Genomic DNA, 25,476 nt, shown 5'->3' with positions numbered 1-25,476 from the left:
ATAGGGAATTGGCATTGGCAGAGGATTGCGAAGTTGTGCTTGATTTAAAGAAATAATAGCGACTAATTGCGTATAAAGTTAAATTAGTAGAATATAATGCCTTTAATGTGAGTAAGGTTGAAATTTAATGAATATAGATGCCTATGATAGACGCATTTTAGAAGCCTTGCAGGAAGACGGTCGACTTAGTAACCAGGATTTGGCTGATAGCATCGGTTTGTCGCCGTCGCCGTGCCTTCGGCGTGTGCGACGCTTGGAAGAAGCGGGGCTTATCGGTGCATATCGTGCCGTACTCAATGCACGTGCCCTTGGGCTTAATTTGATGGCGTTTATACAGATTAGTATGGACAGGCATACGCCTGAGCGCTTTGAAAACTTTGAACGTCATGTCGGCGCGTATCCGGAGGTATTAGAATGCCATTTGATTACCGGGCAATCAGCGGATTATCTCCTAAAGGTAATCGTTGCCGACATGGACGGGTTTCAGGCACTGCTGCTAAATAAGATCACTCGAATAGATGGTGTGACCGGCGTACACTCAAGCTTTGTGATGAAGTCGCCGGTGAACAAAACCTCGCTGCCCTTGTTGTCATCCCAGAGCAATTAATACCGTTGACGGAATCGGTTTGTCTAACTAGGGGGATACATGGAAAAAATATTTGTAGCAAATCTAGACGATATTCAAAGTGATGCATTATTAAGTAAAACGGTGAATGGTCAAAAAGTATTGCTGAGCAAGATAAATGGCCAGCTTTGCGCAGTCGAAAATCGCTGTCCTCATTTAGGTTTGCCCTTAGCTAAGGGCAAAGTCTGCGATGGTGCGGTGGTGTGTCCCTTCCATGGTTCCAGTTTTAATTTGCTGACCGGTGAAAACGTCGATTGGACTAACGCCTTTATCGGTATACCCATGCCAGGCTGGACGCACAAATTGATTGCTCTAGGTAAATCGCCACAGGCATTGAATACCTTTAAAGTAGAGTGTGAAGGCGAGCAAGTTTTTATTCATATATAAGTTGTAGTTGTTGTCGCGCGTAACGCGTTAGGGACGTACATGGCAGTTGATATCGAAGTTGTCACCATTACTCATGCAATCCAGCAAGCGGTAGCACCGGTGTTTTTGCTTGCGGGTATTGGTGGTATTTTAAATGTTCTTACAAACCGACTCGCGAGGATTATTGATCGCAGTCGCAATCTTCATCATCGTCTAGAATCTGTCAGCGACACACGCGGCGTGACAATTAGAGATGAGCTGGGGATGTTGACCCGTCGTGCGCGGGTTGTGCACCGAGCTATTGCCTTCAGTACCGCTAGCGCCTTGCTGGTGTGTATGGTCATAGCACTATTGTTTATCAGCGCGGTCATCGGCTGGAATAGCAGCTTGGTAGTAGCGTCTTTATTTGTGTTTGCGATGTGCTTTTTGATCGCTGCATTGACGGGGTTTTTACGTGAAATTCAATTGGCGACACGCATAATGCTGAATGGGCCATAACAGAACTATTTGAACGTAGATTGGGTGATTTGCCACGGAGGCCACGATGATTACCTTGTATGGGTTTAATGAAGCTTTTGGATTGGTAGACGCCAGCCCCTTTGTATTGAAAGTGGATGTGTATCTGCGCATGGCTGGATTAGAATTTGAACGCAAGTCCGCAATTTCTAATTTGCAAAATGCGCCTAAAGGCAAGTTACCCTATATCGTGGATGGCGATAAAACCATCGCTGATTCAGCCTTCATTTTAGATTATTTAAATGCTAAAGCGGACGTGACCATGAGTTCGGCTTTAAGCCCTGAGCAGCGAGCGCAAGCGTATCTCATAGCCAAGTCGCTGGATGAAAATCTGTATTGGTGTTTGCTCTATTCCCGATGGGTCTGTGAAGATACATGGCCGCAAACTAAGGCAGCATTTTTTGGCTCTTTACCTTTTCCTCTAAATCACGGCGCGGCCTGGTGGGTTCGTAAGAACGTTCGTTCGACCATTTATAAGCAGGGGATGGGGCGGCACTCTAAAGATGAAGTCAAACAGATATTTGTTTACACCATGGATAGCTTGTCGATTTTATTAGGGACCAAGCCTTATTTTATGACGGATAAACCGAGTTTTCTCGATGCCTGTGTGTTTGCTTTTTTGGCTGAGTTTGTGCTGGTTACCATCGATAATGAGTTTAATACTATCGCCAAGCGCTACGAGAATTTGACGAGTTACTGTCAGCAAATTCATGCGCGCTATTATGTATAACTCTTATCGTTCAGTGGGAGTGGCTTGATGAACGTCGGAATATACTGCTACGAGAATGCCGAGGTTCTCGATTTTGCCGGACCGTTTGAGGTGTTTTCGACGGCTTCGCGACTATGCGGCGAGTCGCCACCATTTGAGGTTTTTTTAATTTCAGAAGAGCCGGGGCCTGTGTTAGCCAGAGCGGGTTTTTCGGTCAACCCTAATTATCATTTCGCTAATCATCCGACTATTGATCTTCTTATTGTGGTGGGTGGTGTACATGATCTGGAAATGAATAAGCCGGCAGTCCTTTCCTGGATCAAAACTCAGTCTGGGCAGGCGTCTTTGGTCGCTTCGGTGTGTACAGGTGTTTTTTTGTTGGCAGCCGCGGATGTGGTAACAGATCACAAGGTAACAACCCACTGGGAAGATGTTGTCAGCCTGCGTGAACGCTTCCCGAATCTACACGTTTGCGAAGAAACGCGGTGGGTAGATAGCGGTAATATTATTAGCTCCGGCGGTATATCTGCCGGCATTGACATGAGCTTGTATATTGTCGGACGCTTGCAGGGAAGCGAATTAGCCGTTCGTACTGCAAAGCAAATGGAGTTTGATTGGATCTGGCCAGAAGTGTGAGTGCGAGTATTGATTGTATAGTCAATACTGCGGTGGGATTATTTTTGCTTTTAATGTAAGGAAGTGCTGGCGCTAGAATTTGAGTAGCGTTACCCTTGGTATCAATTTTAGATCCCTAATTAAGTGACATCTTGCAGCTAAGCTATAAGCCGATGTGCCTTTACAGGCCCGCTTTTCGCGCATACTTGTCTATGTCTTATTCCACTTTTTAAATCCTCATTTCAAACAGAGAAGTGTTGTTTATGAGCAAACCGAATTATGCCGGTTTCTGGGTGCGCGTAGGTGCGTCGATCATTGATACATTATTAATTTTGCTGTTACTAGGCCCTTTGATAACGGCTATCTCCGGTCGCGCTTATTGGGTAAATGGATCAGGAATGGGCACCGGTTTGGATGTGTTGTTAAATTACCTGTTGCCGCCGCTAGCTGTGATTTTGTTTTGGGTTTACAAGTCGGCAACCCCCGGAAAAATGATGACCGGTTTACTCATAGTAGATGCGCGCACTGGAGCTAAGCCGACGACCACGCAATTTGTACTGCGATATATTGGCTATTACGTGTCTATGATTCCCTTGTTCCTCGGTATTCTTTGGGTGGCCTTAGATCCCAAAAAGCAGGGATGGCACGATAAAATTGCCGGCACTGTAGTAGTGGTAAGTGATGATGAAAGCCAGTCAAGTATCGAAGAGTAAAGGAATATGAATTAATAGTTGTAGAGGTACGAGTATGAATATCGTGGTTGTAGGCGGTGGTGCAGGTGGATTGCCGTTGGTGACAAAGTTGGGCCGCCGATTAGGGAAGCGCGGTAAAGCCAATATAACGCTAGTAGATGCCAGTGCTAGTCATATCTGGAAGCCCCGTTTTCACGAAGTTGCCACAGGAGCTATAGATTCAGACCTAGATGCGGTGGACTACCGCGCCCACGCTCATCATAATCATTATAGCTTTTCTAAGGGACGCATGAGCGGCCTTGATCGTGAGAACAAAGAAATTATTCTAGAGCCTGCCACTGGTCCAAGTGGCAAAGAAATTCTGCCCGAGCGCAGAATTCCCTATGACTATCTGGTGATCACCGTGGGTAGTCTAGGTAACGATTTCAATACGCTGGGCGTTAGGGAGCAATGCTTGTTCCTAGATACCCGCGAGCAAGCTGACCGCTTCCATGAGCGTTTTTTAAATCACTGCTTAAGCGCCGACTTTTATCGTGACACGGTATCGGTAGCGATTGTTGGTGGCGGCGCAACAGGCGTGGAGCTCGCTGCTGAGATTCATCACGCCGTTGCTTTGCTGAAACTCTATGGACATAAAGAGTTGGATCGCAGCCGTTTGCAAGTCCATGTTATTGAGGCGGGTCCTCGTTTGTTGCCTGCACTGAGTGAACAAATTGCTAGTGCTGCACAGGCTGAGCTTGAAAATATGGGGGTTAAGGTACATACCTCTACGATGGTCAAACAAGCGGATGAAAACGGTTTTATCACGGGTGATGGTGAGCGAATTGATGCAGCCTTGCTAGTTTGGGCCGCGGGGATTAAGGCGCCGGATGTACTGAAACAGTGGGGCCTTGAGGTCAATCGTATCAATCAGTTAGTGGTTGATCCAAATTTACAAACGGCAGACCCAGCAATATTTGCGATAGGCGATTGCTGTGCTTGTGAGCTTGTTGAAGGTAAAAATGTGCCACCACGCGCACAATCTGCTCAGCAAATGGCTAATCACACCGCAGCCAATTTACTACGCATTGTAAAAGGTGAACCGCTGAAGCCTTTTAGATATCGCGATCACGGTTCACTGGTGTCACTGTCGGAGTATTCTGCCCTAGGAAATCTGATGGGTAGTGTGCGCGGTGGCAGCTTCTTTATTGAAGGCTGGATGGCGCGCATGATGTACGTCAGTTTGTATCGGCTGCATCAAGCTGCGATCTACGGTTGGCTGCGGACATTGATGTTATTGATGGCGGGGCGGTTTAACCGACTGCTAAGACCACGACTGAAGCTCCACTAAGCTACGGCTTCTAATTTACAAAAACGTCACTAACGGTGGTTGTTTGGTGGTGTGGAGCTAAACTTAGCATTCACACCACCTTGCGAGATATCAAGCAGCCTGTTTTTCGCTGCTACTGACAAGGCTTGTATTGCTGACTTTATTGAGTGCTTGTTTACGTCCCTTTAAGGCGTAGCAATTTAAACCCGCCATATGAATTTTTCGCAAGTAATTTTCCCATCCGATTGCTTTTGAATCTACCGGGAAAAGGTCTTGATCTGCTTTGCCCATGCGTTTTGCTAGATCCATTAGTTTGTCGTTATGGAAAACATATTCTGGTTCGGTATAAAACGAGAAAAGGGTTGATAGTGTCATTGCCGCTTCTAAGTTGCGATGGGCTTTGAGGCCGCGCTTAAACCCTAAACGGATTAGTGTTTGGCTTACCGCCGAGAGGACTGCGCCCAAGCAAAATGCAATGGCATTAAACACGCGTTTATTGACGGCAATGAAAGGCTTGCGGGGTTGTCTCGAAAATAGTTTGTCGTAGCTACCGTGATTCTCCTTCGCTTCGGTCATGAGATGGTCAATAAAATTTCCGAGTGTTAATGGGTTTGCCGAACCACTGCAGCATTGATAGATATGGTGTTTGCCTGGGCTCTTAAATTGTTCTGCCAGAGAAAGAAGGATGCTGTTTGAGACTAAGTCGGCGGGAATCACGTCAATAACGCCGCTGCGTTTGCCAGGAAAGAAGGTCACTTTCTCTTTGGCGTAGGCGAGTAAAATGGCATCGGCTACTTTTACACCTTCTATCCAGCCCGGTGAAGGTTCACGCAATGTGCTTTCTACAATAGATGGTCTTAGCAGTGTTAATGAATATCCTCTAAGTGATTTGAGTAGCAATTGCTCACCCAGCCACTTAGTAAACGTATAGGTATCGTTCCAGCCACAGGTGTGTGCTTCACGGATTCCTAAATCTACGAGTTGTCTTTTTAACTCCGTACCTTCATATTTTTGCTGCGTTTGATTGATTTTCAGTTCGAGCTCTTCGATTAAATTGCCGACTTCAAAATAGCCTTCTCTATGGCGAGGAATGTCTACACGAGCGGGTACAGAGAGGGATTCATGAATATGCCCTTTATTGTAACCGTTGACGTAGCAGGTTGAGACCTGGATGACGGGGATATTACCTGCGAGGTCAGATAATTCGACAATATTGCGCAGACTGTAGGTGTTTATTTTAAGGGCACGATCTAGCTCTTCGCGAAAGTTCACGCTTGCAGCACAGTTCACAACAGCATCAATTTTGGCTGCTAAGTCGCGAAATTCAATCCGCGGCAAACCAAACTGGTATTCTGTTATCTCTCCAGTGATGCAGTGGATTTTGCCGTGACAAAAATCGTTAAAATAGTCTGGTGCGTTTAGTTTCAAAAATTCAAATACAGATGATGAGGTAATTTCATTGGCGAAGCGATTGCCCGCGTTGGCGTATTTTTTAGTGCCTCTAATCAATAGGTAAACACCGCCAATGTCGGGTACGGAACGCATGATTTTTTCCAGCATAACTTTACCGACAAAGCCGGTAGTGCCGGTAATCAAGACATGCTTGCCTTTGAGCTGAAGTAGGGTTTGTGAAACATCATTACTTGTATCCATTTAATTTGACCCCGTTAGCTGCTTCCGTCGCAACCGGTTATATTTCCAGAACGCGTTGTTTTGTATATTAGCGAAACTCTTTGACCCTAATGTGACAGTGCTGAGGCGGTATTTGTTGCAGTGTTTAATAAATGCCTTTGTAATTCCTTCAATGCATCAAGTAGGCCAAGTATTTGCGGCATTGATAAGCACAGTATTTAGTCGGATTGTGGCGTGGAAATATTCGCTCAGGTCGTGATCTCCGTGTACTAAACCGCTTTATTGTTAATTCGGCTTTAAACGACTCACGTTTCAATTAGCTATATGTACGCCACTTGCACCATGTTTAAGCAGTGCCTAAACGCCTGCGTCAAAGTCGTGCATATTTATTCTAAAATTACTTACGCAAAGGTAGTTAGGGCGTTCAGGCTTGATTCAGATAGTGGTATTCATAATGCAAGCATTCTCAGTGCGGAGTAAAAAAATGAAAACGCTACCTTTGTTAAGTCTTGCAGCTGTTTCGTTATTTCCGATGTTTGCCGAAGCAGATCATCTGCGCAGCGGTCAACACTACCGGAGCGGCCCAGCGATGTATGTTTTCGGTGGGCTTGGTGTCTCTTCCTTCGATTTTGATCGTTCTGATTTTCGCTACAGCTTCGGTGATGGCTCCTTGTCGAGCATTACCCTGGACACCGAATCGAGCGGCGGCCGTATTGGTTTTGGCTTTGATTTCAGCCCGGAACTCGGTTTGGAGTTTGGTTATGCGTCGCTAGGTTCCCTTAGCGGGAGTGCGATATCGGATGGCTCTCAGGTGTTGACCAATGGCTTTAGTGCTGGTCGGGTTGATATGGATGCCGATGCTGACGGTGTTTTTCTAGGGATCAATGTTCATACACCCTATAACGAGCCATTCGGCCTATTTGCGCGCTTTGGTGTATATAGTTGGGAGATAGATGGCACGCTGGAGGACAGCAGTCGCAGTGGTCGGTTCACCGTAGAAGGAACGGACCCCTATGCAGGTATTGGCGTCCGCATGGATATTGCGCAGAACGCCAGTTTGACGTTAGCGTACGACCACTACATTTTAGATGACGACGAGTCGATAAAGACGGCAGCTGACACTTTTTCAGTTGATATGGTTCTGCGCTTCTAGCAAAACGTCTTGCGTATTGCGAGTTAAATTCCGCTTATTTACTAGATAGCCCTATTTTCAAAAGAAAGTAGGGCTTTTTGGTATTGTTGTCCATTGGCTTTATGGACAAGATTTAATCAGCATAGTGTCGCTCCTTCGTCATAATTACCTCCCCACAGTAATACCTGACAGGACATTGGTTTTCGGTGTCGGTATAGTGTGCCCATTGCAAGTGTTATCGGAGTAAACATGGCTGAGTTGAGTTTTACATTGAATGGTCAGGCGCAAACACTGACCGTCGATTCTGGCACCCCTCTATTATGGGTTTTGCGCGAGCAGCTGGCGATGACCGGTACTAAATTCGGTTGCGGAATGGGTTTGTGCGGGGCTTGTACTGTGCACTTAGACGGCAGTCCGATCCGCAGCTGTAGCTATCCAGTCGAATTTGTAGATGGCCGAAATATTACGACGATAGAGGGGCTGGCGTCAGCTGACGATGTTTTACATCCAGTGCAACAGGCGTGGCTGGAAATGAGTGTACCGCAATGCGGTTACTGTCAGTCTGGTCAAATCATGTCTGCGGTCGCGCTACTCGAGACGAATCAAACCCCCAGTGACGCCGACATAGATGCCGCAATGTCAGGCAATATTTGCCGCTGTGGCACTTATCCCCGTGTTCGCAAGGCGATTCATCGTGCCGCAGAGTTGAGCGTGCAATATTACCAGCCAGTGGATAAAGAGTCGGAGGCAGCATCATGAGTTTGTCTCGGCGAAATTTTATTAAAAGCACCGCTTTATTGGGTGGCGGAATAGCGATTGGTTTCAACTTAACTGGCTGCTCCAAGTCGCCACCGTTTCCAAATATGAGCTCAACTGCCTTGCAGCCCAATGCCTTTCTACAGGTAACGGCTGAAGGGGATGTTATTCTGCAGCTTCATAAATCCGAAATGGGTCAGGGTGTATTTACTGGATTGACGACCTTGGCCGCCGAAGAACTCAATATGGATCCTGCGCAAATAATTGTGCAGCACGCAGAGTTCCACCCAGACTTTCGCGACCCTGAATTCTACGTGATGATAACCGGCGGAAGCTCCTCAGTTCGATTGAGTTTTGTCTCAATTCGAGAAGCTGCTGCTACGCTCGCCGCGATATTGAAATCAGCGGCAGCGCAGCAACTGAATTTACCGGAGTCGTCTCTCAGTGTCGTAGATGGCAAGGTCGTTCATGCAAGCGGTGACATCCTATTCGCGGACATAGTTGATACCGCTCGCACGATTCCATCGCCAGAAGCGGTGACCTTAACAGCGCCCCAGGATTTCAAATATATCGGTTATTACAATCAGCGTTTAGATGCCAGAGCTAAGGTAACCGGTAGCTCGCAATTTGGCATAGACGTTCAGTATCCTGAAGCCTTAACGGCTGTTTTGATAAGATCACCTGATTTTGGTGGCAGGGCTAAAAGTTTCGATGCAATTGCCGCCTTGGCGAAATCAGGCGTTAGGACTGTGCTAGATGTAGATGGTGCAGTAGCTGTTGTTGCTGACACCTATTGGCAGGCTCGGCAGGCTGCCTCTGCTGTCACGATTGAGTGGGAAAAAGGCCCGTTAAGTGGGGTAAGCAGCGATACATTGCGTAATGAGCGACATACCTTATTAGAAACTGAATCAGGAAAAAATGTTGAAGAGAAGGGCGAGCAAAGCGCTGCCAGTGGTGACGAAGTCACTGCACTCTATAACGTGCCGTATCTTGCCCACGCGACAATGGAGCCAATGAATGCCTTAGCAGTGGTGAGCCCGGAATCCATCGAAATTTGGACAGGAAATCAATCGCCCGACATCGCCTTGTCAGCGATTGCAGATGCAACTGGATACCGCCGTGAGCAAATTCGCATTCACAACCAGATGCTGGGTGGCGGTTTTGGACGGCGGATTTTATCCGATTACTTGGTCGAAGCCGCTCGGGTGGCGCAACTTAGTGGCTTCCCCATTAAGGTCGTTTGGAGCCGTGAAGACGATATGCGCGGTGATTTTTATCGGCCAAACTCCTCAGTCAAAATGTCGGCGACCATCGATAATAATGTGGTGACTAGTCTTCAGGCTAAGGTTGCCGCCCCCAGTATCATGGGGCAGTTTGTAGGGGCAGTTAGTAATACGCTTATGCCGCAGTGGATTCCCGATGGTCTCCACAATAAATTAGCAGGCTTGGCAGCCAGTTCCGATCCGGCGGCGACAGAAGGTTTGGTAGAAAACGACTATCAGTTTCCGTATATGCGGACTGATTATATTATGCAAGAGACGAGCATCCCCATAGGCTATTGGCGTTCAGTGGGTCATTCGCAAAATGCTTTTTTCATGGAGAGCTTTATCGATGAGCTCGCTGCGAGAACCGGGCAAGACCCATTGCAATTCCGCTTAAACCATTTGCCCGCAGATTCACGGCGCAGAAAAGTCATAGAGGAAGCGGCAGCAAGGGCAGACTGGGGTAAGCCTGAAGCGGGGCAGTTCCAGGGCATTGCGGTGCATGAGTCATTCCATACCATGGTAGCCCAGGTTGTATCGGTATCGATAGAAGGGAAGAAAATCAAGGTCCACAAGGTCGTCTGTGTGGTCGAGTGTGGTATCGCGGTTAATCCTGATATTGTGTCGGCGCAGATGGAGGGAGGGATTGTCTTTGCGCTTACCGCAGCACTGAAGGGGGATATTACGGTTGTGGATGGTGCGGTTCAGCAAAGTAATTTCCACAACTACGAAATGCTGCGGATGAATGAAACACCGGAAATTGAAGTCCATATTATGCCCAGCGCTGAATCACCGACGGGCGTCGGCGAGCCAGGTGTGCCACCCTTAGCACCGGCATTGGCAAATGCGGTATTTGCTGCAACCGGACAGCGTTTGCGGCAATTGCCATTAAAGTTAAGTTGACACCAAGCTCTAGCGTGCCCTTAAACTGAGTATGCGTCGATCGAGAGACTTATGCCCATGTGGGCATAAGTTATCGTTGTATCTGTAATAAATAAGTTGGTCTTTTATGAGTAGCAGCACTGATTCTGAGATACGTTATCCTTTTGCCGACCTACCACAGAAAGGAGAGTGGCTCGAGGTGGCTCGCGGTGTTTATTGGTTGCAGATGTCACTGCCAATGGCCTTGGACCATATAAACCTTTATGTATTGGAAGACGATAAGGGCTGGTGGATTGTCGACACCGGGATAAACCTCGGTGATACACGCGAGCGCTGGCAGCTACTGCTGGCAAATCAAATGGCATCTAAACCCGTGCTGGGCGTTATTTGTACTCACATGCACCCGGATCACGTAGGTCAGGCTGGGTGGCTGTGTGGCAGCCTCCGGGTACCGTTGTATATGAGCTTCCGCGAATTTTATTGCGCTCGGGCATTTACCACGCTGCCTCCCGGCGACATGAGCTGGACTGCGGAGCAATATTACCGTCGTGCCGGTGTAGGTAATGATTATTTAGAAAGCGATGGCGCAAAAATGCGCGGTTTTGGTTCTGTAGTAGAACCCTTGCCTACCGCGTTTAATTGTTTGCAAGATGGTCAAGTTTTACAAATAGGAGGCCGGGATTGGCGGATAATGACCGGCGCCGGTCACTCGCCAGAGCACGTGTCGCTATACTGCGCAGCGGACAAATTGATGTTGTCTGGTGACCAGATTATTCCCCGCATTACTTCTAATGTCAGCGTGATGGCGTCTGAGCCAGAAGCGAATCCGTTGCAGGACTGGTTTGACGCCTTGCGTCGTTTTCGACGAGATCTGGACGCCGATACCTTGGTCATGCCAGCACACAATGCACCATTCTATGGTGTTCACGCGCGCCTGGATTACCTTATCGACCATCATGAGGGGCACTTGGCGGCTATCGAAAAGGCCTGTGTTGAGCCTAAAATAGCAATCGATTTATTTAGCGTGTTATTCGCTCGAAAAATAGAAATGTCGCAGTTGGGTTTGGCGCTTGGCGAAGCGATAGCGCATTTGCATTATCTATGTGCAGAGGGCCGAATGACGCGAAAACTAGATGCGAGTGGTGTATACCAGTATCAAACTATCGATGCGGAGCACAGCCCTTATCAGGGTGTTCACGAGTTGGATGCAGGGCCGATGGAGGTGTAAGCGTGCAGGGCGGTTTATTTGGCGACGAGACGGCAGCGGAAAACTGCATCTTTTGTAAAATTATTTCGGGTAAAGCGCCTGGGCATATTATTTATCGCGATGACGAGGTGATGTGTTTTTTGGATATTGCGCCGGTCTCCGCGGGGCACACCCTCGTTATTCCCATTAAGCATCACGACAATATATTCACTCTTAACGAAAAAGAAGTTACTGCATTGGCCATTCAGTCGCGGCGGCTAGCGCCGGTGGTAAAGCGGGTGAGCGGTGCGGACGGCTTAGGCGTTCATCAGCTAAACGGTCGCGCTGCTGGGCAAACTGTATTTCACTACCACACTCATCTCATTCCCTGCTTTCATGGCAAAGCAATGCAAATTCACGGCAGAAAGCCGGCCGCACAGAGCGATCTGGCTGATATGGCTGAGCGCTTGCGTGCGGCGTTGAAATAAGCAAATTCACACATTTCAACTGACCGATTTTGCTTATAGGGATGACGCCAATTGTTATTGTGATTACCCCCTTCATCGTCAAAAATGTCCGCTAGCTGATGCAATCTCGCATCGATACTTACAATACACCTAAGGAGCCGACTGCATGGCAATGCCAAATGATATTAAGGTTATTGATTTGATGCTTAGCGTGCCGGGCGAAGACAATAGCCAGTGGTATGAATTTATGAAGCCACTGCTGATGGACGAAGAAAGCCGCAATATGTTCAAAATGCCGGCGCAGTATATGTTCAAAGATATTCCTGACAGCGGTAAAAAAGAAGATTATATCGCTTACACCATTGAACAAATGGATAAGCACAATATCGAACGCGCTATGCTGGGCATCGACGACCACAACGAGATTGCTAAAGAGGCACTTGCACGTCATCCAGATCGCTTTTTTGCTAGCTTAGAAGTCAATCCTAATAATGGCATGGAAGAAGTCCGTAAGATGGTGCGTCTGCACAAGGATTACGGCATAAAGGCAATTACGGGTTTTGCCTCTGGTCTGTGTCCACAGGTGCCGTATAACGATAAGAAATGGTATCCCATTTACGCAAAATGTGTTGAGTTGGATATCCCGTTTTGCCCCTGCGTTGGTGTTCCTGGTCCGCGTTTACCAATGGCACCACAAAAAGTCGAGTTGCTTGATGAGGTTTGCTGGTTCTTCCCCGAGCTAAAAGTTGTTATGCGCCATGGCGCCGAGCCTTGGGAAAAGTTGGCGTGGAAGTTAATGCTCAAGTATCCCAACTTGTATTATATGACCAGTGCTTTTGCGCCTAAACACTATCCAGAAGAAATTATTAAATTTGCGAATAGCCGTGGTGCGGATAAAGTCATGTACGCCGGTTACTTCCCGATGGGGCTGTCGCTAGATCGTATTTTTAAAGACATGCCAAATGTGCCTTTTAAAGACGAAGTGTGGCCTAAGTTTTTGCGGGAAAATGCACGAAAAGTGTTTAAATTAGATTAATCAGAGGTGCCTTAAGTCTTTCTGCGCGTCGGCCGTTTAAACGACGGCGCGCGAAACCAGCATACTGAGACTTTTGCACGAGCCTGAATTTTGTTTTCTGGCAAAGAAACAGCGCACAGAATAGGGCGGGACTGACCTTCGCGCTTATAGCTATAAATGACGATTGAGTAGCGCCTGCGCCGCGAGCGGAGCGAGTGCTTTGGGTGCGTTTTGCCAACAGTAGGCGCCTTTAAACGACGCCGGCATAGGCAACATAACAATCGTGCAACGTCTCATACTAAATAAAATAATAATGGAGAAGTACAATGGCCTTAAGCCTGCAGGAAATGTCTGATCGCTTTGAAATTCAAGATATGCTGTATCAGTATGCGGACATTATTGATCGCAAAGCGGTGGATGAATTAAATGATATTTTCACTGCCGATGCGCATATCGACTACAGCGCCTTTGGTGGTTCTGTTGGCGATAGGGCGTCGACGTTGGCGTTTTTAAAAGAAGCCTTGCCTGCGTTTAGTGCGTCTCAACACTTAAATGCCAATGTGCAAATTTCCGTTGAGGGAGACACGGCCAGCGGTCGAGTGATGTGTTTTAACCCCATGGAGATGCCGTTGGGGGCGGAAAAGCAGGTCTTTATGCTGGGGCTTTGGTATGTAGATACCTATCGCCGCACATCAGATGGCTGGCGTATAAGCAGTCGCAAAGAAGAAAAGAGTTGGGTATTCAATGTGCCTGACTTTATGGCATTGTAAGTATGGAGCTTGTGCGGCGTCATTGCCGCACAAGCTTAATTCGTATTAAAGCTGATTGGTATCCGCAATAAATTTTAATATCACCTCGACCAATCTCGCACTTTGATCTTCCTGTAAAAAATGCCCGCCATTAATGATAGTGGCGTGGTCTTGTCCCTGTGTACCGGGAATCATCTTGCGAAAAATCGGCTCGCCCGCTGCGGTAATTGGGTCCTTGTCGCTAAAGGCGGTTAAGAAAGGTTTCTCCATTTTACTAAGCACCTGCCAGGCGGCGCGATTTGCCTCAGCCGCTGGGTCGTTTTGGGTGACCGGGACAAGCATTGGAAACTGCCGTGCGCCAGCCTTGAAACTTTCATCAGGGAAGGGGGCGTCGTAGGCTTTTATAGTTTCGGCTGAGACCGGCTTAGCGCAGGCGCCCGCAATGATTTTCCCCACCGTAAACACCGGAATATGTTGAGATAATTTTTGCCACTCAATGAAAGCCTCTCCGGGGTGATGATCTCCGGTGGGTAGCATGGTGTTGGCAGCGATGGCGCGGCTAAAGCGATTGTTCTCTTCGGCAAGTAGCCGCAAGCCAATAAGTCCGCCCCAGTCCTGACAAAAAAGACTGATGTTTTGTAAATCGAGTTGTTCTAATAGTGATCGCACCCAATCTACATGGCGTTGATACGTGTAATCGCGACGCTCGCTGGGCTTGTCGGAGCGACCAAATCCAATTAAATCGGGCACGATGACGCGAAAGCCGGCAGCGGCCAGCGGTGAAATCATATGCCGGTAAAGATAGCTCCAAGTTGGTTCGCCGTGCATTAACAATATCACGGGAGCCGTCTTTGGCCCCTCGTCGATATAATGCATTCGAAGCTCACCCCCTTCGGTATCGTCCAGCTGTATGTAGTGAGGCGAGTAGGGGTAATCCTGCAGATTGTCGAAACAATCGTCTGGAGTGCGGAGTGGTGTCATGTCGTTTGCCTCGTCTAATTATTATCCCGGTAAGGTGGGCGTTGGCTCCAGTTCAACCTCAGATTCGCGTACTTCCGGTGGCACGAAGCTGATAACGGTATCGCCAGATTGCAGCTTGCGAGTCTTTTGATTATGCCATTCCAGTTTGCCGTTTTCAGGGATTATGGCAAGACGGACGGCGTCTTCAGGCAGCTTTGCGAGAAAATCTTTCTCGCTATAGGTCTCGGTTATAACGGTTTTGCGGATAGTCCAGCCCCGTATCATTCGGGTCCACAACTCAGCAAAGGTGGTATTCCCTGAAAACGCGGTTATGCCTCGGCGGGTCTCTGACACTACTCTTTTATTGCGCTCGTAACCGCTATCGTAAGGCTGAAATACACGGTGGCGCCCAATGTGGGGAGCAAAGTGATTGCAGACCATCGAGTTATAGTGATTGTTTCCGGTAGCCGCTAACACGGTGTAGATATTGTCTAGCACCATTGCTTCGTCGGCCATATCAGACAACACCTCCCCAAACCAAGTATCTACACCCTGTTGGCGCGCCGTTTGTAGACGCCCCCATTCAGTATCTGCGATAACCACTTCCTGATTGATTTTTTTCAGGGCACTTGCAAGTTCAATTGTCCACGGTGAGGCGCCGACGATTAAGATTCGCCCCTTACTTGGCGATCCTAACTTCAGTAGTTTAGTTAACGGCCCAAGTGAAAAGCCATGGGCGAGAATGGTGGCGAATATCAGCATGAATACTGCCGGCACGAGGTATTGGGCGTCTTCGAAGCCGGCGTCTATCAATGCCGGTGCAAAGGCGCCAGCTGAGGCGGCGGCAACTACCCCGCGCGGTGCGATCCACGCGATCAGCACTCGATCTTGCCAGCTGCAGTCGGTGCGGATGGTTGCTAAAAATACCGCCAGTGGTCTCACAATAAAGACAAAACTCAGCACCATTGCCACTAGCTCCCAGTGGATCGACTGTATAGAGGCTTTGGTGAGCGATGCGGTGAGCACAACAAACAGGAAGGAGACTAATATGAGGGTGATGTATTCTTTAAAGCGTCGCATTTCGTCTAAACTGCGAAGCCCCATATTTCCCATAACAATTCCCATGAGCGTGGTCGCCAACAAACCCGATTCATGTTGCACGAGGTCCGACAGGGCATAGACTGCGAGTACGCAGGCGATAATGGATGGAGCTTTCAGGTATTCAGGAATCCAGCCTTTGCGAAAGCAGTAGCCCAAGCCATAGGCGATACCGCCGCCTAATATCGCCGATGTGGCTAGTGCCAAGCCTAAGCTGGCAAAAATAGACTGAATGGCAGGGCCTTCGCCAGAATAGAGTAGATATTGATAGACCAGCACCGCAAGTAAGACGCCGATAGGGTCGTTGATAATGCCTTCCCATTTTAAATAGGATGCAGTGCGCCGGTTTAGTTTGGCATGTTTGAGCAGGGGCATTATTACCGTGGGGCCGGTGACAACCAGGATAGCGCCGATTAACGCAGAAACTCCCCAGCCCAAGCCGCCAATGAAATGAGCGGCGGCAGTGCCAATCCCCCATGCCAGTAATACCCCGATGGATGTGAGCCGGCGGGTGACTTGTGCGGTTTCCCGCAGTTCATGGAACTGTAGGTTGAGCCCACCCTCAAACAGTATGATCGCAACAAACAGGGAAGTAACTGCCGTGAGGCCATCCCCGAAGTCTTCGGCGGGCTGAATCCAGCCGGTAATAGGACCGAGTAGTAGTCCGCAAGCTGCGAGTAACACGATTGCGGGTAGGCGAAAGCGCCACGCCAACCATTGGCAGAAAATACCGGCGACTAAAATACTGACTAAAGCGTGTGTCATTAATTGGACTCGTTATGGTTTTAATATCAACGTATTACAAGATGTCATGCTTAATGCATTTAAGGCAACTCTGATTATCACACCGGAGTCTCTGGCGCGCACTGGTAAGTGATGCGGCACTCCGACGCGGCGCGAACGACTGCATGAGTGAGAGACGTAGCGCAACGCAGGAGTAGTTGCCGAGATCAAGGCTGCTTGTCCGTGATGACGGTCCGACGTTTCGGTGTCACAACGCAGTCCAGTGCGCGCAAGAGGCCCGCCCTACGGGGCTGAGTCATTTTTGCTAGCCTGAGGCGTTACCGAATTAATCAGAGGTGTCTTAAGTCAAAGTTGGGAATTAGTTCAATTCAAATCCGCGCGACTAGGGTATGATTGATCGCGCAAAAATAACAAGACTATAAGGAGATAGCAGGGTATGGCGAGTCGACACAACTATACAGCATGGTGGTGTCTATGTGTGTTGCTGTTAAGTGGATGCGCAGGTCACGTAGAAAACAAGCGCTTTGCACTTGACGACCAAGTGGCTCCAATATTCAGTGGAATTTACAAGCGTGATGTATTTCTCGAGGGTAGTGTTGCGTATGAAGATGCAGCTAACAGCCAATTTGACGGGAAATTTAATAGCAAGGGCTATCCGCAGCGCGGTGAGTTACGCCAGTCTTATACGGACGGTAATAATGAGCGTCTTGAGATTAGACTTAACGGTGATTTCAAATTAAACGCCTCGGTGAGCGGTCTGTCCTTTCTTGGCGCTTTTACTATTGTTGATTCACAGCAGCGAGTGCTTGCGGAGGGAAAGCGGAGCCACTGGTTAGCGCACTACCCAGAATTACATCCTTTTCGCGCGCCGCCGCTAATGGCGATGGATGGCAAAAATCAATATCTACAGTACCGGCGAGATATTAGCCCCGAGGGGCGGCCCGAAGCATTTCCTGTAGTGCATCGCAATTTGACCGGCCCCTTCCGCTTAGATGTCAGCTTTCGTGACGGTTTGCCGAGAGGTGTCATAAAAGTCAGCGCGCAGCGCGCAGATAACACGTTTTACACGGTTGAACGGCAATATTTTAATTACCAAATTGTGCAGAACCCCATTCAGTATTTCTATTATGAGCCGGGAAGTTTTTCTAATGTCGAGCTGCTAGGTGAGTGTGAGCGTGCACCCAACCTAACGGTGCCACAGAAGTTATTGCAGGCTTTCGCCTACGATTGTGAGAATGCAAAATATTATGCGCTCAGCGAGGATTACCCCGCGTCAGTCATAGAGATTGCGGCCAAAGACCTTGATAACGGCGGCTTATTTCACCGTCTGCGAATATACCATCACGGTGTTATCACAAAGGCATCGGTAAACGTTGACGCCATTTACGATGGAAAATGGTTATACCACGGGCCAGTGACCGTAATGCACTATGGCCAATTGCAAAGTTACCGAAATTACGAGCTGGGCAAGCCTGTGGGTATTGGTATTCGGGCAGATGAGCAGGGGGCCGAATACCTTGGCTTTGGTCAAGAAAGCACTAGCTTCGATCTACCGGACGACGATTTTCGGGATAAGCTCGATAGCCGCTATGAGTGGTATAAGCATCGTATAAACGCGCAGTTTAATGACGTGCTTGGCGATACTATTTTATCGTCCCGCGAACTCGCCAAGCTTCAGTCGGACTTATTGAAAGATATCGAAGAAAACCAACCTATAGCAAAAGATGGCCAGGTAGCCGGCTTGGCTAATTTGTGGGCGAGCTGGCAGCGTCAGGGCATCGCGCGCTTGGCTACTTGGAATACGGCCAAGCGCGATTCAGCGACGGCAATGAAAGCACAAATTTTAGATGATCTAGATAAGTGGTACGAGCAGAGCGAAGCGCTTTTACTGGATGAGTCAACGCAGCGCTGTGCTCGCGGCGGCAAGAGTTTCAACGAGGGCGATTGGCGCTGTGAACGCAGTCCCGGAGTGGCACTTGAGAAAGTTTGCAAGCGCTACTTCGATGAAGCGCAGTGCGCGGACATGAGTGCAGACTTTGCAAAGCGTGAAGGTTCGTCACCCTAAGTTTGGTAAATTTATTCAAACATCGAGCCGCTTTAGGTAATACAATACACGATCAATTCGATAGCTTCATATACAGCAGTGCAGGCAGACGTTTACATGTGGTTTAAAAATCTTCTTATCTACCGTTTTACCAAACCTTTCACCCTGACCGCCGAAGAGGTCAACGAAAAGCTCGCCGAAAAGTCATTTACACCCTGTAATAGTCAGGATGTATCTAGCTACGGTTGGACAATGCCCTTGGGTAATCAGGGTAGTGAATATATCCACGCCGGCAATGGCTGCATCATGATCTGCGCCCAGAAACAGGATAAAATTTTACCGGCATCGGTGGTGAATGAGGTGCTGGCCGACAAGATCGAAGAAATTAAGTTGGCGGAAGATCGCGTACCCGGCCGTAAAGAGCGTACAGAGTTGAAAGACGAAATTACGTTCTCTTTAATTCCGCGCGCATTTACTCGCTCAAATCGCGTATTTGCCTATATCGCCCCGGAACAAGGTTTATTGATCGTCAACGCGGCTTCACATAACAAGGCGGAAGAGTTACTAAACTTCCTGCGAGAGTCTTTGGGCAGCCTTCCGGTGATACCCGTCAAAGCGAAAAACGTTGCTCAACACCAAATGACTGAATGGTTAATCCAGGGTGCGGCGCCCGTCGGTTTTGAACTGGGTGGGGAGTGCGAACTCAAAGACAAAGCCGATGAAAGTTCAGTGATTCGCTGCAAAAATCAAAATCTTTGCGCTGCGGAAATAGGCAGCCATATTCAGGCCGGTATGTTTGTGAATAAATTAGCCTTGCGCTGGACCGGAGATATTGAATTCGTTGTCGATGACCAACTCACCATCAAGCGGTTAAATTTTGGTGATTTAATTCAAGACAAAATTGGTGATGTGAATACGGAAAGCGCTGCGGAACAGTTTGATGTTGATTTCGCGATTATGACAGCGGAATTTGCCAAGTTTATTCCCGCTGTCTTAGGCGCCTTTGGCGGCGAAGACTTGAGCGAGCAGGGCGAGGTCATTTCCAGCGCAGCTTAATGGCTGGGAGGGATAAATCGAACTCTAGCGAGGGTTCTCACCACCCCACACAGAACAAATAAAAAACCCGGCCATGTGCCGGGTTATTTATTTAATGGCGGTGAGGGAGGGATAAATCAAATCAGCCTAGGGGCTGCTTTGACCCTGCGGGCTGCGCCGCTGTGAAGCGCGGCTTGTTTAAATTGCTGGTCGCAATTTATCGAACCCTGGCGAGGGTTCTCACCGACTCATACAACATAAATAAAAAACCCGGCGCGAGGCCGGGTTATTTATTTTATGGCGGTGAGGGAGGGATTCGAACCCTCGAACAGTTTGACCCGTTACACACTTTCCAGGCGTGCTCCTTCAGCCACTCGGACACCTCACCAATTCTTAAATATCTTGTCGTTGGCCTTAGCTGGTGTTACCAATTAGCGAGCACAAGGTGCTCGTTCCTTCAGCCAATGACTCGCTCTTATCAGAGCTCGGGGCTGCCCCCCGTTGTCGCAAAGCGCCAACGTCCAAGATTGCTAAACAATCTTGTCGGACACCTCACTAAAATCGATTACAGTACATTTTTAGATGGTTTAGCGAGCGTCAGGTTGCACACCTGCGTGCTCGTTATGTCATTACTTCGGGAATCTGCTACAAGCGGTTTACCGATTTTCAAAATGTGGTGTGCACCGCGTTTTGAGGGCGGCTACTCTAACCAAAATCGATGCTAATGGCAATTGGCCTTTTAATTTGATTCTCTTCTATTGCGTTATTGTGGTGCGGCTATTTTTCTAGGCTCTTATTTGGTGCGCAAATTCGCGGTAACTTTACTCAGGTACTCGCTTCGGTGGGCAAAAAACAAGTGGAACACTTATTGCTTCATGACAGACAAGTATGTTGACCTGCGCGCTCAGCACCGCTAGTCGTATCCAGTTTTCGTCGTAAAAGAAGGAGTTCTATGGTGTATTCTCCGGAAATGGTAACGCTGTTACAGCAATTGCGGGCGCGCATTTTTGCTGAGTTTGGGACAAAAATTCGGCTTGCGGATCCGCAGCTTCTCCCTAGCTTGGGCGATATTGGCAAACGTAGCCGAGATCCTTTTACGCGTAAAACGGTGGTGGAAATAATGTCCCTTGCCGGTATTCCATTTCAATTGGAGACTGCCACTAAACCTGTCGCGAAGGACATTAACGCTCGGCAAGCGACGGAGGTCACCTATCGGGGAACCAAGATTTACCGCGATAAAGAACTTCCGGCACAGTCCCAGGTCCCCGCCGAGCGCCAGCAAACCCGTCAGATGTATCGTGGCCAGGTAGTGTATAAGTAGTGAAACTTGGTTTTATAGCCGTTGATCGGTAAACGGCTATCTTTGATTTATGCAGATCCTTTCCGCGCATACCTTCTTCTCCATAGTATTTAATTCCTCTCTCCGCCGTGCAGCTGTTAGGTCCTTGTCCGAGTAATTTTTCGTGGTGCTGTTAACTTGGTCCCTGACTGCTTATCATTGACGTTTTAGCGAATGAATTGCGACGAGTTATGACGATTAAATGCACAATTGTGCCGGTGACGGCGTACCAGCAGAATTGCTCTGTAATGGTGTGTGAAGAAACTGGCAAGGCGGCTATCTTCGACCCAGGTGGCGACATTGAAAATATTGAAGCGGCGATTGAGGAGTTGGGTGGCACCTTAGAGGTGATTTATCTCACTCACGGGCATATGGATCATTGCGCTGCTGCGGATGTTATGCGCAAAAAATATGGTGTAAAGATTATTGGTCCACAGAAAGAGGATGCTTTCTGGATCGATAAACTGCCGGAATGGTGCAAGATGACGGGGTTTCCGCATGCGGAGGCCTTTACTCCAGATCAGTGGCTGGAGGACGAGGACAGCGTTACATTCGGCAAGCAAACCTTGGCGGTTAAATTTTGCCCAGGTCACACCCCTGGTCACGTAGTATTCTTTCATGAGTCTGCGCGTCTAGCGATTGTTGGCGATGTTTTATTTCAGGGCTCAATTGGTCGCACTGATTTTCCAAAAGGCGATTTCGATACGCTGGTTAATTCCATTCAAAACAAACTTTGGCCCCTGGGAGATGATATTACGTTTATTCCCGGCCACGGCCCCACATCAACGTTTGGTCACGAGCGAGAAACAAATCCCTTTGTCGCCGATCATCGCTTCGGTTGAGGTGTTTATGAGCAATGAGTTAACGCACTTCGATAACAAGGGTAATGCCCAGATGGTGGATGTAACCGAGAAAGCGGTTACCCAGCGCGAGGCACATGCCAGCGGTATTGTGACCATGGCTCCAGAAACCCTGTCATTAATTGCTGAGGGCGGGCATAAAAAAGGTGATGTCTTAGCCGTTGCTAGAATTGCAGGGATTCAAGGGGCAAAAAAATGTTCAGATTTGATTCCTTTGTGCCATCCTTTGATGTTGTCGTCGGTAAAGCTGGATTTTACTTTGGATACTGCCAATAGCGCGGTGCATATTCTGGCTCGTTGTAAATTGGCAGGGCAGACCGGCGTCGAAATGGAGGCTTTGACCGCCGTGTCGGTCGCGGCCTTAACGATTTATGATATGTGCAAGGCGGTGGATAAGGGCATGATCGTGTCAGATATTAAGTTGCTGACAAAATCTGGTGGCCGCTCGGGCAATTGGATCGCGGGCGAATCATCGCAATGATAAAGGTTTTGTTTTTTGCTAAATACCGTGAGTTGCTTGGTTTGGGGCAGATGACGGTGGAGCTTCATTCAACAACCACGGTAGCTGATTTAAAAAACCGACTCGTGAAAGAGGGTGGCGACCACTGGGCGCAGGCTTTACTGGCCGACAATACCTTATGCGCCGTTAACCAAACCATTGCGCACGACGGTGATGCTATTGCGGATGGTGATGAAGTTGCGTTTTATCCCCCGGTAACGGGAGGCTGATATGCAGAGTCGCGTCCTTATTCACCAAGCAGATTTTGATGTGAGTGAAGAGTGCCGGGCCCTGGCGAGCAGTAATCGCTGTGGTGCGGTGGCTCAGTTTGTGGGGGTGATGCGGGATTATAATGAGGGCGACAATGTTGTTGCGATGGAGTTAGAGCACTACCCTGGCATGACAGAGCGCAGTATTGAGTCCATTATTGAAAGAGCGAATACACGGTGGCCACTGCTGTCGGTGACCGTCATCCATCGGGTCGGCAAATTGCTGCCTGGCGCCCAGATCGTGTTTGTTGGGGTGGGTGCGATGCATCGTCACGCGGCCTTCGCCGCCTGTGAATTTATTATGGATTACCTAAAGACCGAAGCGCCATTCTGGAAAAAAGAAAAGAAGAGTGACGGCAGTGAGCGCTGGGTGGACGCGCGGGTCTCTGACGCTGAGTCCCTTGGACGGTGGGCCGAGTAGTCCAATCGGAGTAGCTTTCTAGGCTGAACTTGTCGGTTGACGGCGTGTATAATTCGCGCCAGTTAAGAGAGTGTAATAACGCTGGCGCCGTCGGTGACTTACCACATAATGAGTAAAAAACAGGAAACGCTATGAGCCTAGATCCACGTCAATTCCGAAATGCCCTCGGCCAATTTAGCACCGGTGTTTGTGTCATCACCGCAAACCCCGCAGGCTACAATCCCTTTGGTATGACGGTGAATTCCTTCGCCTCGGTGTCCTTAGACCCCGCTTTGGTATTGTGGAGTTTGCGCAACGATTCCGAGTGCCTTGACGCGTTTAACAAATCCAAGACCTTCACAGTGAATGTGCTGGCGAGTGATCAAGTGGCTATGTCTAATCATTATGCAAAGAAGAGCGAGCACGATTTATTAGACGACCACTATCGCATTGGTAAAAGCGGAGCCCCAGTGCTACGCGGTGCCTTAACGAGCTTTGAATGTGAGACTTGGGCACATTATGATGGTGGCGACCATATCATTGTAGTTGGTAAAGTGATTGAAATGGATTGCAAGCCTGGTGCCAAACCGTTGGTATTCCATGCGGGCCAATACCGCGAATTACGCTAGTACGCTGGAGTCGGGAGGGTAATGAAATATTGCAGTGAGTGCGGCGTAGAAGTCGTCAAACAAATCCCGGCTGGTGATGACCGTCTTCGCTCTGTGTGTCCACAGTGCAAGACTATTCATTATCAAAACCCCAAAGTAGTCGTTGGTTGTTTACCTGTTGCTGGGCAGCAGGTTTTACTTTGTCGCCGTGCCATTGAGCCGCGGCTGGGTTATTGGACCATACCCGCCGGGTTTATGGAAAACGGCGAAACCATGCTCGATGGGGCCCTGCGTGAAACGCGAGAAGAAGCTGCCGCTAAAGTTACCGGTGAAACGCTGTATCGCCTGTTTGATATTCCTCATATCAATCAAGTGTATGTTTTTTACCGTGGTGATCTGGATGGCGGCTACGGTATCGGTCCGGAAAGTCTCGAGTCCAGGTTGTTTTCCGAAGATGAGATACCTTGGTCAGAGTTGGCGTTTCCGATAGTCACGGATGTGCTGACTGAGTATTTTGAAGATCGTAAGACTGGTGAATTTCCGATCAGAGTAAGCTCCCCGAGTCCCCTGTGGGCACAGCATGTTGGTTGGAAATCCAAATCAGATGGCGAGCTATAGTCTATCTGGCAGTGCTCTTGACCTCTCCGAATTTAATTATGCGCTTTTTGTCAAAGCGAGCTATTGTTATAGGCAGCTGAAGGGTGCTTAGGCGTATTTTAAGCCCTGTTCTTGAGCTGTCAGCAAACAAAAAATAAGGAGATTACATGGATTACGCTTATCACACTGTAGATGTGTTTACTCAGGCAGCCTACAGCGGCGCTCAAATATCGGTCTTTCCTCAAGCAGCTGGCCTGGACGAGTGCCAAATGCAGCTTATTGCGAAAGAAATGAATCACCCCGAAACCGTATTTATCTTTCCCGGCAGCAGTGATGTCGCTGCCGAGTTGCGTGTTTTCTCTCCCTCTGGGGAGCGCACCGTTGGCAGTCACAGTGTTGTCGCGGCGGCGCGCACTTTAGTTCACAGCAACGCATTACCCGTTGGCGAACGAGATTGCGTCGTGCATTTTTCGCAAGGGTCCAAGATTTTTGATGTGGTACTTTCCCAAAAAGACGGTCGTTTACTTACCCAGCTATCAATGTCTGTCATTCCGCAAATTGATCGCTACGTGCCAGATAATAATGAGCTTCAGCAAGTTTTGGGTTTGAGGCCAAATGATATTGAAACTCGTAAGGCGAAGACCCTCTTCGTCAGTTGTGATACACCGTATTTGATCGTGCCATTGCGCTCGATGGATGCAGTGTACCGGGCTCGTTTTAGCTTAGAAGCCTGGTCGCGCAGCAGTGCGTCCTCAGTGGCCGTGAATGAAATTCTTGTGTACTGCAGTGAAACCGAATCGCTGCAAACTGATTTCCATCTGCGAATTCTCGGTGAGCACATCGCTCATGACGACAGTCCGCCGGTTGGCGCGGCGATTCCCGCGTTTGTTGCCAGTTTGTGTGACACACGGGGTTTGGCAGACGGTACCCACACATTCTGGTTAGAGCGTGGCCACAAAGCCAAGCGTCAGAGCGTATTGCAGGTTGAATTTGTTAAAAAAGCGACCGCTTCCCTAAAGGTCCGCATTGGTGGCGATGCTGTTTTAGTCGCGCAGGGCAGTATAGTCGCTCCGATTACAACGCCTCGTAAAGCTGCTTAAGCTTGTATGC

27 protein-coding genes and 1 tRNA gene are annotated in these 25,476 nt (G+C 48.6%); 24 read left to right on the top strand and 4 right to left on the bottom strand.

Annotation, left to right across the window (positions count from 1 at the left end; all coding sequences use genetic code 11):
* The first annotated feature begins 127 nt into the window (after nt 1-127).
* The 7 genes from KXJ70_RS12300 to KXJ70_RS12270 all read left to right on the top strand — a co-directional run bounded on the left by KXJ70_RS12300 (nt 128) and on the right by KXJ70_RS12270 (nt 4,853).
* Nucleotides 128-607 carry an Lrp/AsnC family transcriptional regulator gene (locus KXJ70_RS12300; RefSeq protein ID WP_219043809.1) on the top strand — a complete coding sequence of 160 codons (480 nt, stop codon included), beginning with the start codon at nt 128-130 and terminating at the stop codon, nt 605-607.
* 39 nt (nt 608-646) lie between these two features.
* Nucleotides 647-1,012, top strand: a complete 366-nt coding sequence (locus tag KXJ70_RS12295; protein ID WP_219043808.1) for a Rieske (2Fe-2S) protein — start codon at nt 647-649, stop codon at nt 1,010-1,012.
* A gap of 39 nt (nt 1,013-1,051) precedes the next feature.
* On the top strand, nt 1,052-1,489 hold the full coding sequence (locus KXJ70_RS12290) for a DUF2721 domain-containing protein (protein ID WP_219043807.1): 438 nt from the start codon (nt 1,052-1,054) through the stop codon (nt 1,487-1,489).
* A gap of 46 nt (nt 1,490-1,535) precedes the next feature.
* Nucleotides 1,536-2,237, top strand: coding sequence for a glutathione S-transferase family protein (locus tag KXJ70_RS12285; protein ID WP_219043806.1), 702 nt, complete (start codon nt 1,536-1,538; stop codon nt 2,235-2,237).
* A 27-nt stretch (nt 2,238-2,264) separates the two neighbouring features.
* Nucleotides 2,265-2,852 (top strand): DJ-1/PfpI family protein, encoded by a 588-nt coding sequence (locus KXJ70_RS12280; RefSeq protein WP_219043805.1) that lies wholly within the window; start codon nt 2,265-2,267, stop codon nt 2,850-2,852.
* A gap of 242 nt (nt 2,853-3,094) precedes the next feature.
* The gene (locus KXJ70_RS12275) at nt 3,095-3,544 is read left to right on the top strand and encodes an RDD family protein (RefSeq protein WP_219043804.1); all 450 of its coding nucleotides are present in this window, start codon (nt 3,095-3,097) and stop codon (nt 3,542-3,544) included.
* A gap of 34 nt (nt 3,545-3,578) precedes the next feature.
* The gene (locus tag KXJ70_RS12270) at nt 3,579-4,853 is read left to right on the top strand and encodes an NAD(P)/FAD-dependent oxidoreductase (RefSeq protein WP_219043803.1); all 1,275 of its coding nucleotides are present in this window, start codon (nt 3,579-3,581) and stop codon (nt 4,851-4,853) included.
* 90 nt (nt 4,854-4,943) lie between these two features.
* On the opposite strand, the gene KXJ70_RS12265 is transcribed toward KXJ70_RS12270, so the two are convergent.
* Nucleotides 4,944-6,485: a fatty acyl-CoA reductase gene (locus KXJ70_RS12265; protein ID WP_219043802.1), complete on the bottom strand. Its 1,542-nt coding sequence runs from the start codon at nt 6,483-6,485 to the stop codon at nt 4,944-4,946.
* A 463-nt stretch (nt 6,486-6,948) separates the two neighbouring features.
* Between KXJ70_RS12265 and KXJ70_RS12260 the strand changes: the two genes are divergently transcribed.
* From KXJ70_RS12260 to KXJ70_RS12230, 7 genes are all read left to right on the top strand, one after another.
* The gene (locus tag KXJ70_RS12260) at nt 6,949-7,617 is read left to right on the top strand and encodes an outer membrane beta-barrel protein (protein WP_219043801.1); all 669 of its coding nucleotides are present in this window, start codon (nt 6,949-6,951) and stop codon (nt 7,615-7,617) included.
* Between the two features lie 228 nt (nt 7,618-7,845).
* On the top strand, nt 7,846-8,355 hold the full coding sequence (locus tag KXJ70_RS12255; protein WP_219043800.1) for a (2Fe-2S)-binding protein: 510 nt from the start codon (nt 7,846-7,848) through the stop codon (nt 8,353-8,355).
* Complete coding sequence (locus KXJ70_RS12250; RefSeq protein WP_219043799.1) at nt 8,352-10,517, top strand: xanthine dehydrogenase family protein molybdopterin-binding subunit; 2,166 nt, start codon at nt 8,352-8,354, stop codon at nt 10,515-10,517. The genes KXJ70_RS12255 and KXJ70_RS12250 overlap by 4 nt, the downstream gene beginning before the upstream one ends.
* Before the next feature lie 106 nt (nt 10,518-10,623).
* A complete protein-coding gene (locus KXJ70_RS12245) occupies nt 10,624-11,724 on the top strand; it encodes an MBL fold metallo-hydrolase (protein ID WP_219043798.1) in 1,101 nt (366 codons plus the stop codon).
* Nucleotides 11,725-11,726: 2 nt separating this feature from the next.
* Entirely contained in the window at nt 11,727-12,170 is a 444-nt protein-coding gene (locus KXJ70_RS12240) for an HIT family protein (protein WP_219043797.1), read from the top strand.
* Between the two features lie 145 nt (nt 12,171-12,315).
* On the top strand, nt 12,316-13,185 hold the full coding sequence (locus tag KXJ70_RS12235; RefSeq protein ID WP_219043796.1) for an amidohydrolase family protein: 870 nt from the start codon (nt 12,316-12,318) through the stop codon (nt 13,183-13,185).
* A gap of 305 nt (nt 13,186-13,490) precedes the next feature.
* Entirely contained in the window at nt 13,491-13,934 is a 444-nt protein-coding gene (locus KXJ70_RS12230; RefSeq protein ID WP_219043795.1) for a nuclear transport factor 2 family protein, read from the top strand.
* Nucleotides 13,935-13,979: 45 nt separating this feature from the next.
* Here KXJ70_RS12230 and KXJ70_RS12225 read toward each other — a convergent pair whose 3' ends face one another.
* Together KXJ70_RS12225 and KXJ70_RS12220 are read right to left on the bottom strand one after the other, a co-directional pair.
* Nucleotides 13,980-14,894 (bottom strand): haloalkane dehalogenase, encoded by a 915-nt coding sequence (locus KXJ70_RS12225; protein ID WP_219043794.1) that lies wholly within the window; start codon nt 14,892-14,894, stop codon nt 13,980-13,982.
* Between the two features lie 21 nt (nt 14,895-14,915).
* A complete protein-coding gene (locus tag KXJ70_RS12220) occupies nt 14,916-16,736 on the bottom strand; it encodes a cation:proton antiporter (RefSeq protein ID WP_219043793.1) in 1,821 nt (606 codons plus the stop codon).
* A gap of 415 nt (nt 16,737-17,151) precedes the next feature.
* On the opposite strand from KXJ70_RS12220, the gene KXJ70_RS12215 reads away from it, so the two are divergent.
* Both KXJ70_RS12215 and rdgC read left to right on the top strand, forming a co-directional pair.
* The gene (locus KXJ70_RS12215; protein ID WP_219043792.1) at nt 17,152-18,780 is read left to right on the top strand and encodes a hypothetical protein; all 1,629 of its coding nucleotides are present in this window, start codon (nt 17,152-17,154) and stop codon (nt 18,778-18,780) included.
* Nucleotides 18,781-18,876: 96 nt separating this feature from the next.
* Entirely contained in the window at nt 18,877-19,815 is a 939-nt protein-coding gene (rdgC, locus tag KXJ70_RS12210; protein ID WP_219043791.1) for a recombination-associated protein RdgC, read from the top strand.
* Nucleotides 19,816-20,092: 277 nt separating this feature from the next.
* Here the strand turns inward: rdgC and KXJ70_RS12205 are convergent.
* Nucleotides 20,093-20,182 (bottom strand) — tRNA-Ser (locus tag KXJ70_RS12205).
* 564 nt (nt 20,183-20,746) lie between these two features.
* On the opposite strand from KXJ70_RS12205, the gene KXJ70_RS12200 reads away from it, so the two are divergent.
* From KXJ70_RS12200 to KXJ70_RS12165, 8 genes are all read left to right on the top strand, one after another.
* Nucleotides 20,747-21,115 carry a hypothetical protein gene (locus tag KXJ70_RS12200; RefSeq protein WP_219043790.1) on the top strand — a complete coding sequence of 123 codons (369 nt, stop codon included), beginning with the start codon at nt 20,747-20,749 and terminating at the stop codon, nt 21,113-21,115.
* Nucleotides 21,116-21,324: 209 nt separating this feature from the next.
* The gene (locus KXJ70_RS12195) at nt 21,325-21,975 is read left to right on the top strand and encodes an MBL fold metallo-hydrolase (RefSeq protein WP_255558449.1); all 651 of its coding nucleotides are present in this window, start codon (nt 21,325-21,327) and stop codon (nt 21,973-21,975) included.
* Nucleotides 21,976-21,982: 7 nt separating this feature from the next.
* Nucleotides 21,983-22,474 carry a cyclic pyranopterin monophosphate synthase MoaC gene (gene moaC, locus KXJ70_RS12190; RefSeq protein WP_219043789.1) on the top strand — a complete coding sequence of 164 codons (492 nt, stop codon included), beginning with the start codon at nt 21,983-21,985 and terminating at the stop codon, nt 22,472-22,474.
* On the top strand, nt 22,471-22,722 hold the full coding sequence (gene moaD / locus KXJ70_RS12185; protein ID WP_219043788.1) for a molybdopterin converting factor subunit 1: 252 nt from the start codon (nt 22,471-22,473) through the stop codon (nt 22,720-22,722). The genes moaC and moaD overlap by 4 nt, the downstream gene beginning before the upstream one ends.
* A 1-nt stretch (nt 22,723) precedes the next feature.
* Nucleotides 22,724-23,182, top strand: a complete 459-nt coding sequence (gene moaE, locus KXJ70_RS12180; protein WP_219043787.1) for a molybdopterin synthase catalytic subunit MoaE — start codon at nt 22,724-22,726, stop codon at nt 23,180-23,182.
* A gap of 131 nt (nt 23,183-23,313) precedes the next feature.
* Entirely contained in the window at nt 23,314-23,790 is a 477-nt protein-coding gene (locus tag KXJ70_RS12175) for a flavin reductase family protein (RefSeq protein WP_219043786.1), read from the top strand.
* Nucleotides 23,791-23,811: 21 nt separating this feature from the next.
* On the top strand, nt 23,812-24,387 hold the full coding sequence (locus tag KXJ70_RS12170) for an NUDIX hydrolase (RefSeq protein ID WP_219043785.1): 576 nt from the start codon (nt 23,812-23,814) through the stop codon (nt 24,385-24,387).
* Between the two features lie 146 nt (nt 24,388-24,533).
* Nucleotides 24,534-25,466 (top strand): PhzF family phenazine biosynthesis protein, encoded by a 933-nt coding sequence (locus tag KXJ70_RS12165; RefSeq protein ID WP_219043784.1) that lies wholly within the window; start codon nt 24,534-24,536, stop codon nt 25,464-25,466.
* Nucleotides 25,467-25,476: the final 10 nt, after the last annotated feature.

Source organism: Zhongshania aquimaris (assembly GCF_019312595.1).
Classification (GTDB): Bacteria; Pseudomonadota; Gammaproteobacteria; order Pseudomonadales; family Spongiibacteraceae; genus Spongiibacter; species Spongiibacter aquimaris.
The sequence above is the reverse complement of the archived record's forward strand: the minus strand, read 5'-3'. Positions and strand labels throughout refer to the sequence as shown.

Bases quoted from the DNA above. Each gene is read 5' to 3' on its own strand.
- KXJ70_RS12300 (WP_219043809.1), top strand. From the start codon at position 128: ATGAATATAGATGCCTATGATAGACGCATTTTAGAAGCCTTGCAGGAA.
- KXJ70_RS12295 (WP_219043808.1), top strand. From the start codon at position 647: ATGGAAAAAATATTTGTAGCAAATCTAGACGATATTCAAAGTGATGCA.
- KXJ70_RS12290 (WP_219043807.1), top strand. From the start codon at position 1,052: ATGGCAGTTGATATCGAAGTTGTCACCATTACTCATGCAATCCAGCAA.
- KXJ70_RS12285 (WP_219043806.1), top strand. From the start codon at position 1,536: ATGATTACCTTGTATGGGTTTAATGAAGCTTTTGGATTGGTAGACGCC.
- KXJ70_RS12280 (WP_219043805.1), top strand. From the start codon at position 2,265: ATGAACGTCGGAATATACTGCTACGAGAATGCCGAGGTTCTCGATTTT.
- KXJ70_RS12275 (WP_219043804.1), top strand. From the start codon at position 3,095: ATGAGCAAACCGAATTATGCCGGTTTCTGGGTGCGCGTAGGTGCGTCG.
- KXJ70_RS12270 (WP_219043803.1), top strand. From the start codon at position 3,579: ATGAATATCGTGGTTGTAGGCGGTGGTGCAGGTGGATTGCCGTTGGTG.
- KXJ70_RS12265 (WP_219043802.1), bottom strand. From the start codon at position 6,485: ATGGATACAAGTAATGATGTTTCACAAACCCTACTTCAGCTCAAAGGC.
- KXJ70_RS12260 (WP_219043801.1), top strand. From the start codon at position 6,949: ATGAAAACGCTACCTTTGTTAAGTCTTGCAGCTGTTTCGTTATTTCCG.
- KXJ70_RS12255 (WP_219043800.1), top strand. From the start codon at position 7,846: ATGGCTGAGTTGAGTTTTACATTGAATGGTCAGGCGCAAACACTGACC.
- KXJ70_RS12250 (WP_219043799.1), top strand. From the start codon at position 8,352: ATGAGTTTGTCTCGGCGAAATTTTATTAAAAGCACCGCTTTATTGGGT.
- KXJ70_RS12245 (WP_219043798.1), top strand. From the start codon at position 10,624: ATGAGTAGCAGCACTGATTCTGAGATACGTTATCCTTTTGCCGACCTA.
- KXJ70_RS12235 (WP_219043796.1), top strand. From the start codon at position 12,316: ATGGCAATGCCAAATGATATTAAGGTTATTGATTTGATGCTTAGCGTG.
- KXJ70_RS12230 (WP_219043795.1), top strand. From the start codon at position 13,491: ATGGCCTTAAGCCTGCAGGAAATGTCTGATCGCTTTGAAATTCAAGAT.
- KXJ70_RS12225 (WP_219043794.1), bottom strand. From the start codon at position 14,894: ATGACACCACTCCGCACTCCAGACGATTGTTTCGACAATCTGCAGGAT.
- KXJ70_RS12220 (WP_219043793.1), bottom strand. From the start codon at position 16,736: ATGACACACGCTTTAGTCAGTATTTTAGTCGCCGGTATTTTCTGCCAA.
- KXJ70_RS12215 (WP_219043792.1), top strand. From the start codon at position 17,152: ATGGCGAGTCGACACAACTATACAGCATGGTGGTGTCTATGTGTGTTG.
- rdgC (WP_219043791.1), top strand. From the start codon at position 18,877: ATGTGGTTTAAAAATCTTCTTATCTACCGTTTTACCAAACCTTTCACC.
- KXJ70_RS12200 (WP_219043790.1), top strand. From the start codon at position 20,747: ATGGTGTATTCTCCGGAAATGGTAACGCTGTTACAGCAATTGCGGGCG.
- KXJ70_RS12195 (WP_255558449.1), top strand. From the start codon at position 21,325: ATGACGATTAAATGCACAATTGTGCCGGTGACGGCGTACCAGCAGAAT.
- moaC (WP_219043789.1), top strand. From the start codon at position 21,983: ATGAGCAATGAGTTAACGCACTTCGATAACAAGGGTAATGCCCAGATG.
- moaD (WP_219043788.1), top strand. From the start codon at position 22,471: ATGATAAAGGTTTTGTTTTTTGCTAAATACCGTGAGTTGCTTGGTTTG.
- moaE (WP_219043787.1), top strand. From the start codon at position 22,724: ATGCAGAGTCGCGTCCTTATTCACCAAGCAGATTTTGATGTGAGTGAA.
- KXJ70_RS12175 (WP_219043786.1), top strand. From the start codon at position 23,314: ATGAGCCTAGATCCACGTCAATTCCGAAATGCCCTCGGCCAATTTAGC.
- KXJ70_RS12170 (WP_219043785.1), top strand. From the start codon at position 23,812: ATGAAATATTGCAGTGAGTGCGGCGTAGAAGTCGTCAAACAAATCCCG.
- KXJ70_RS12165 (WP_219043784.1), top strand. From the start codon at position 24,534: ATGGATTACGCTTATCACACTGTAGATGTGTTTACTCAGGCAGCCTAC.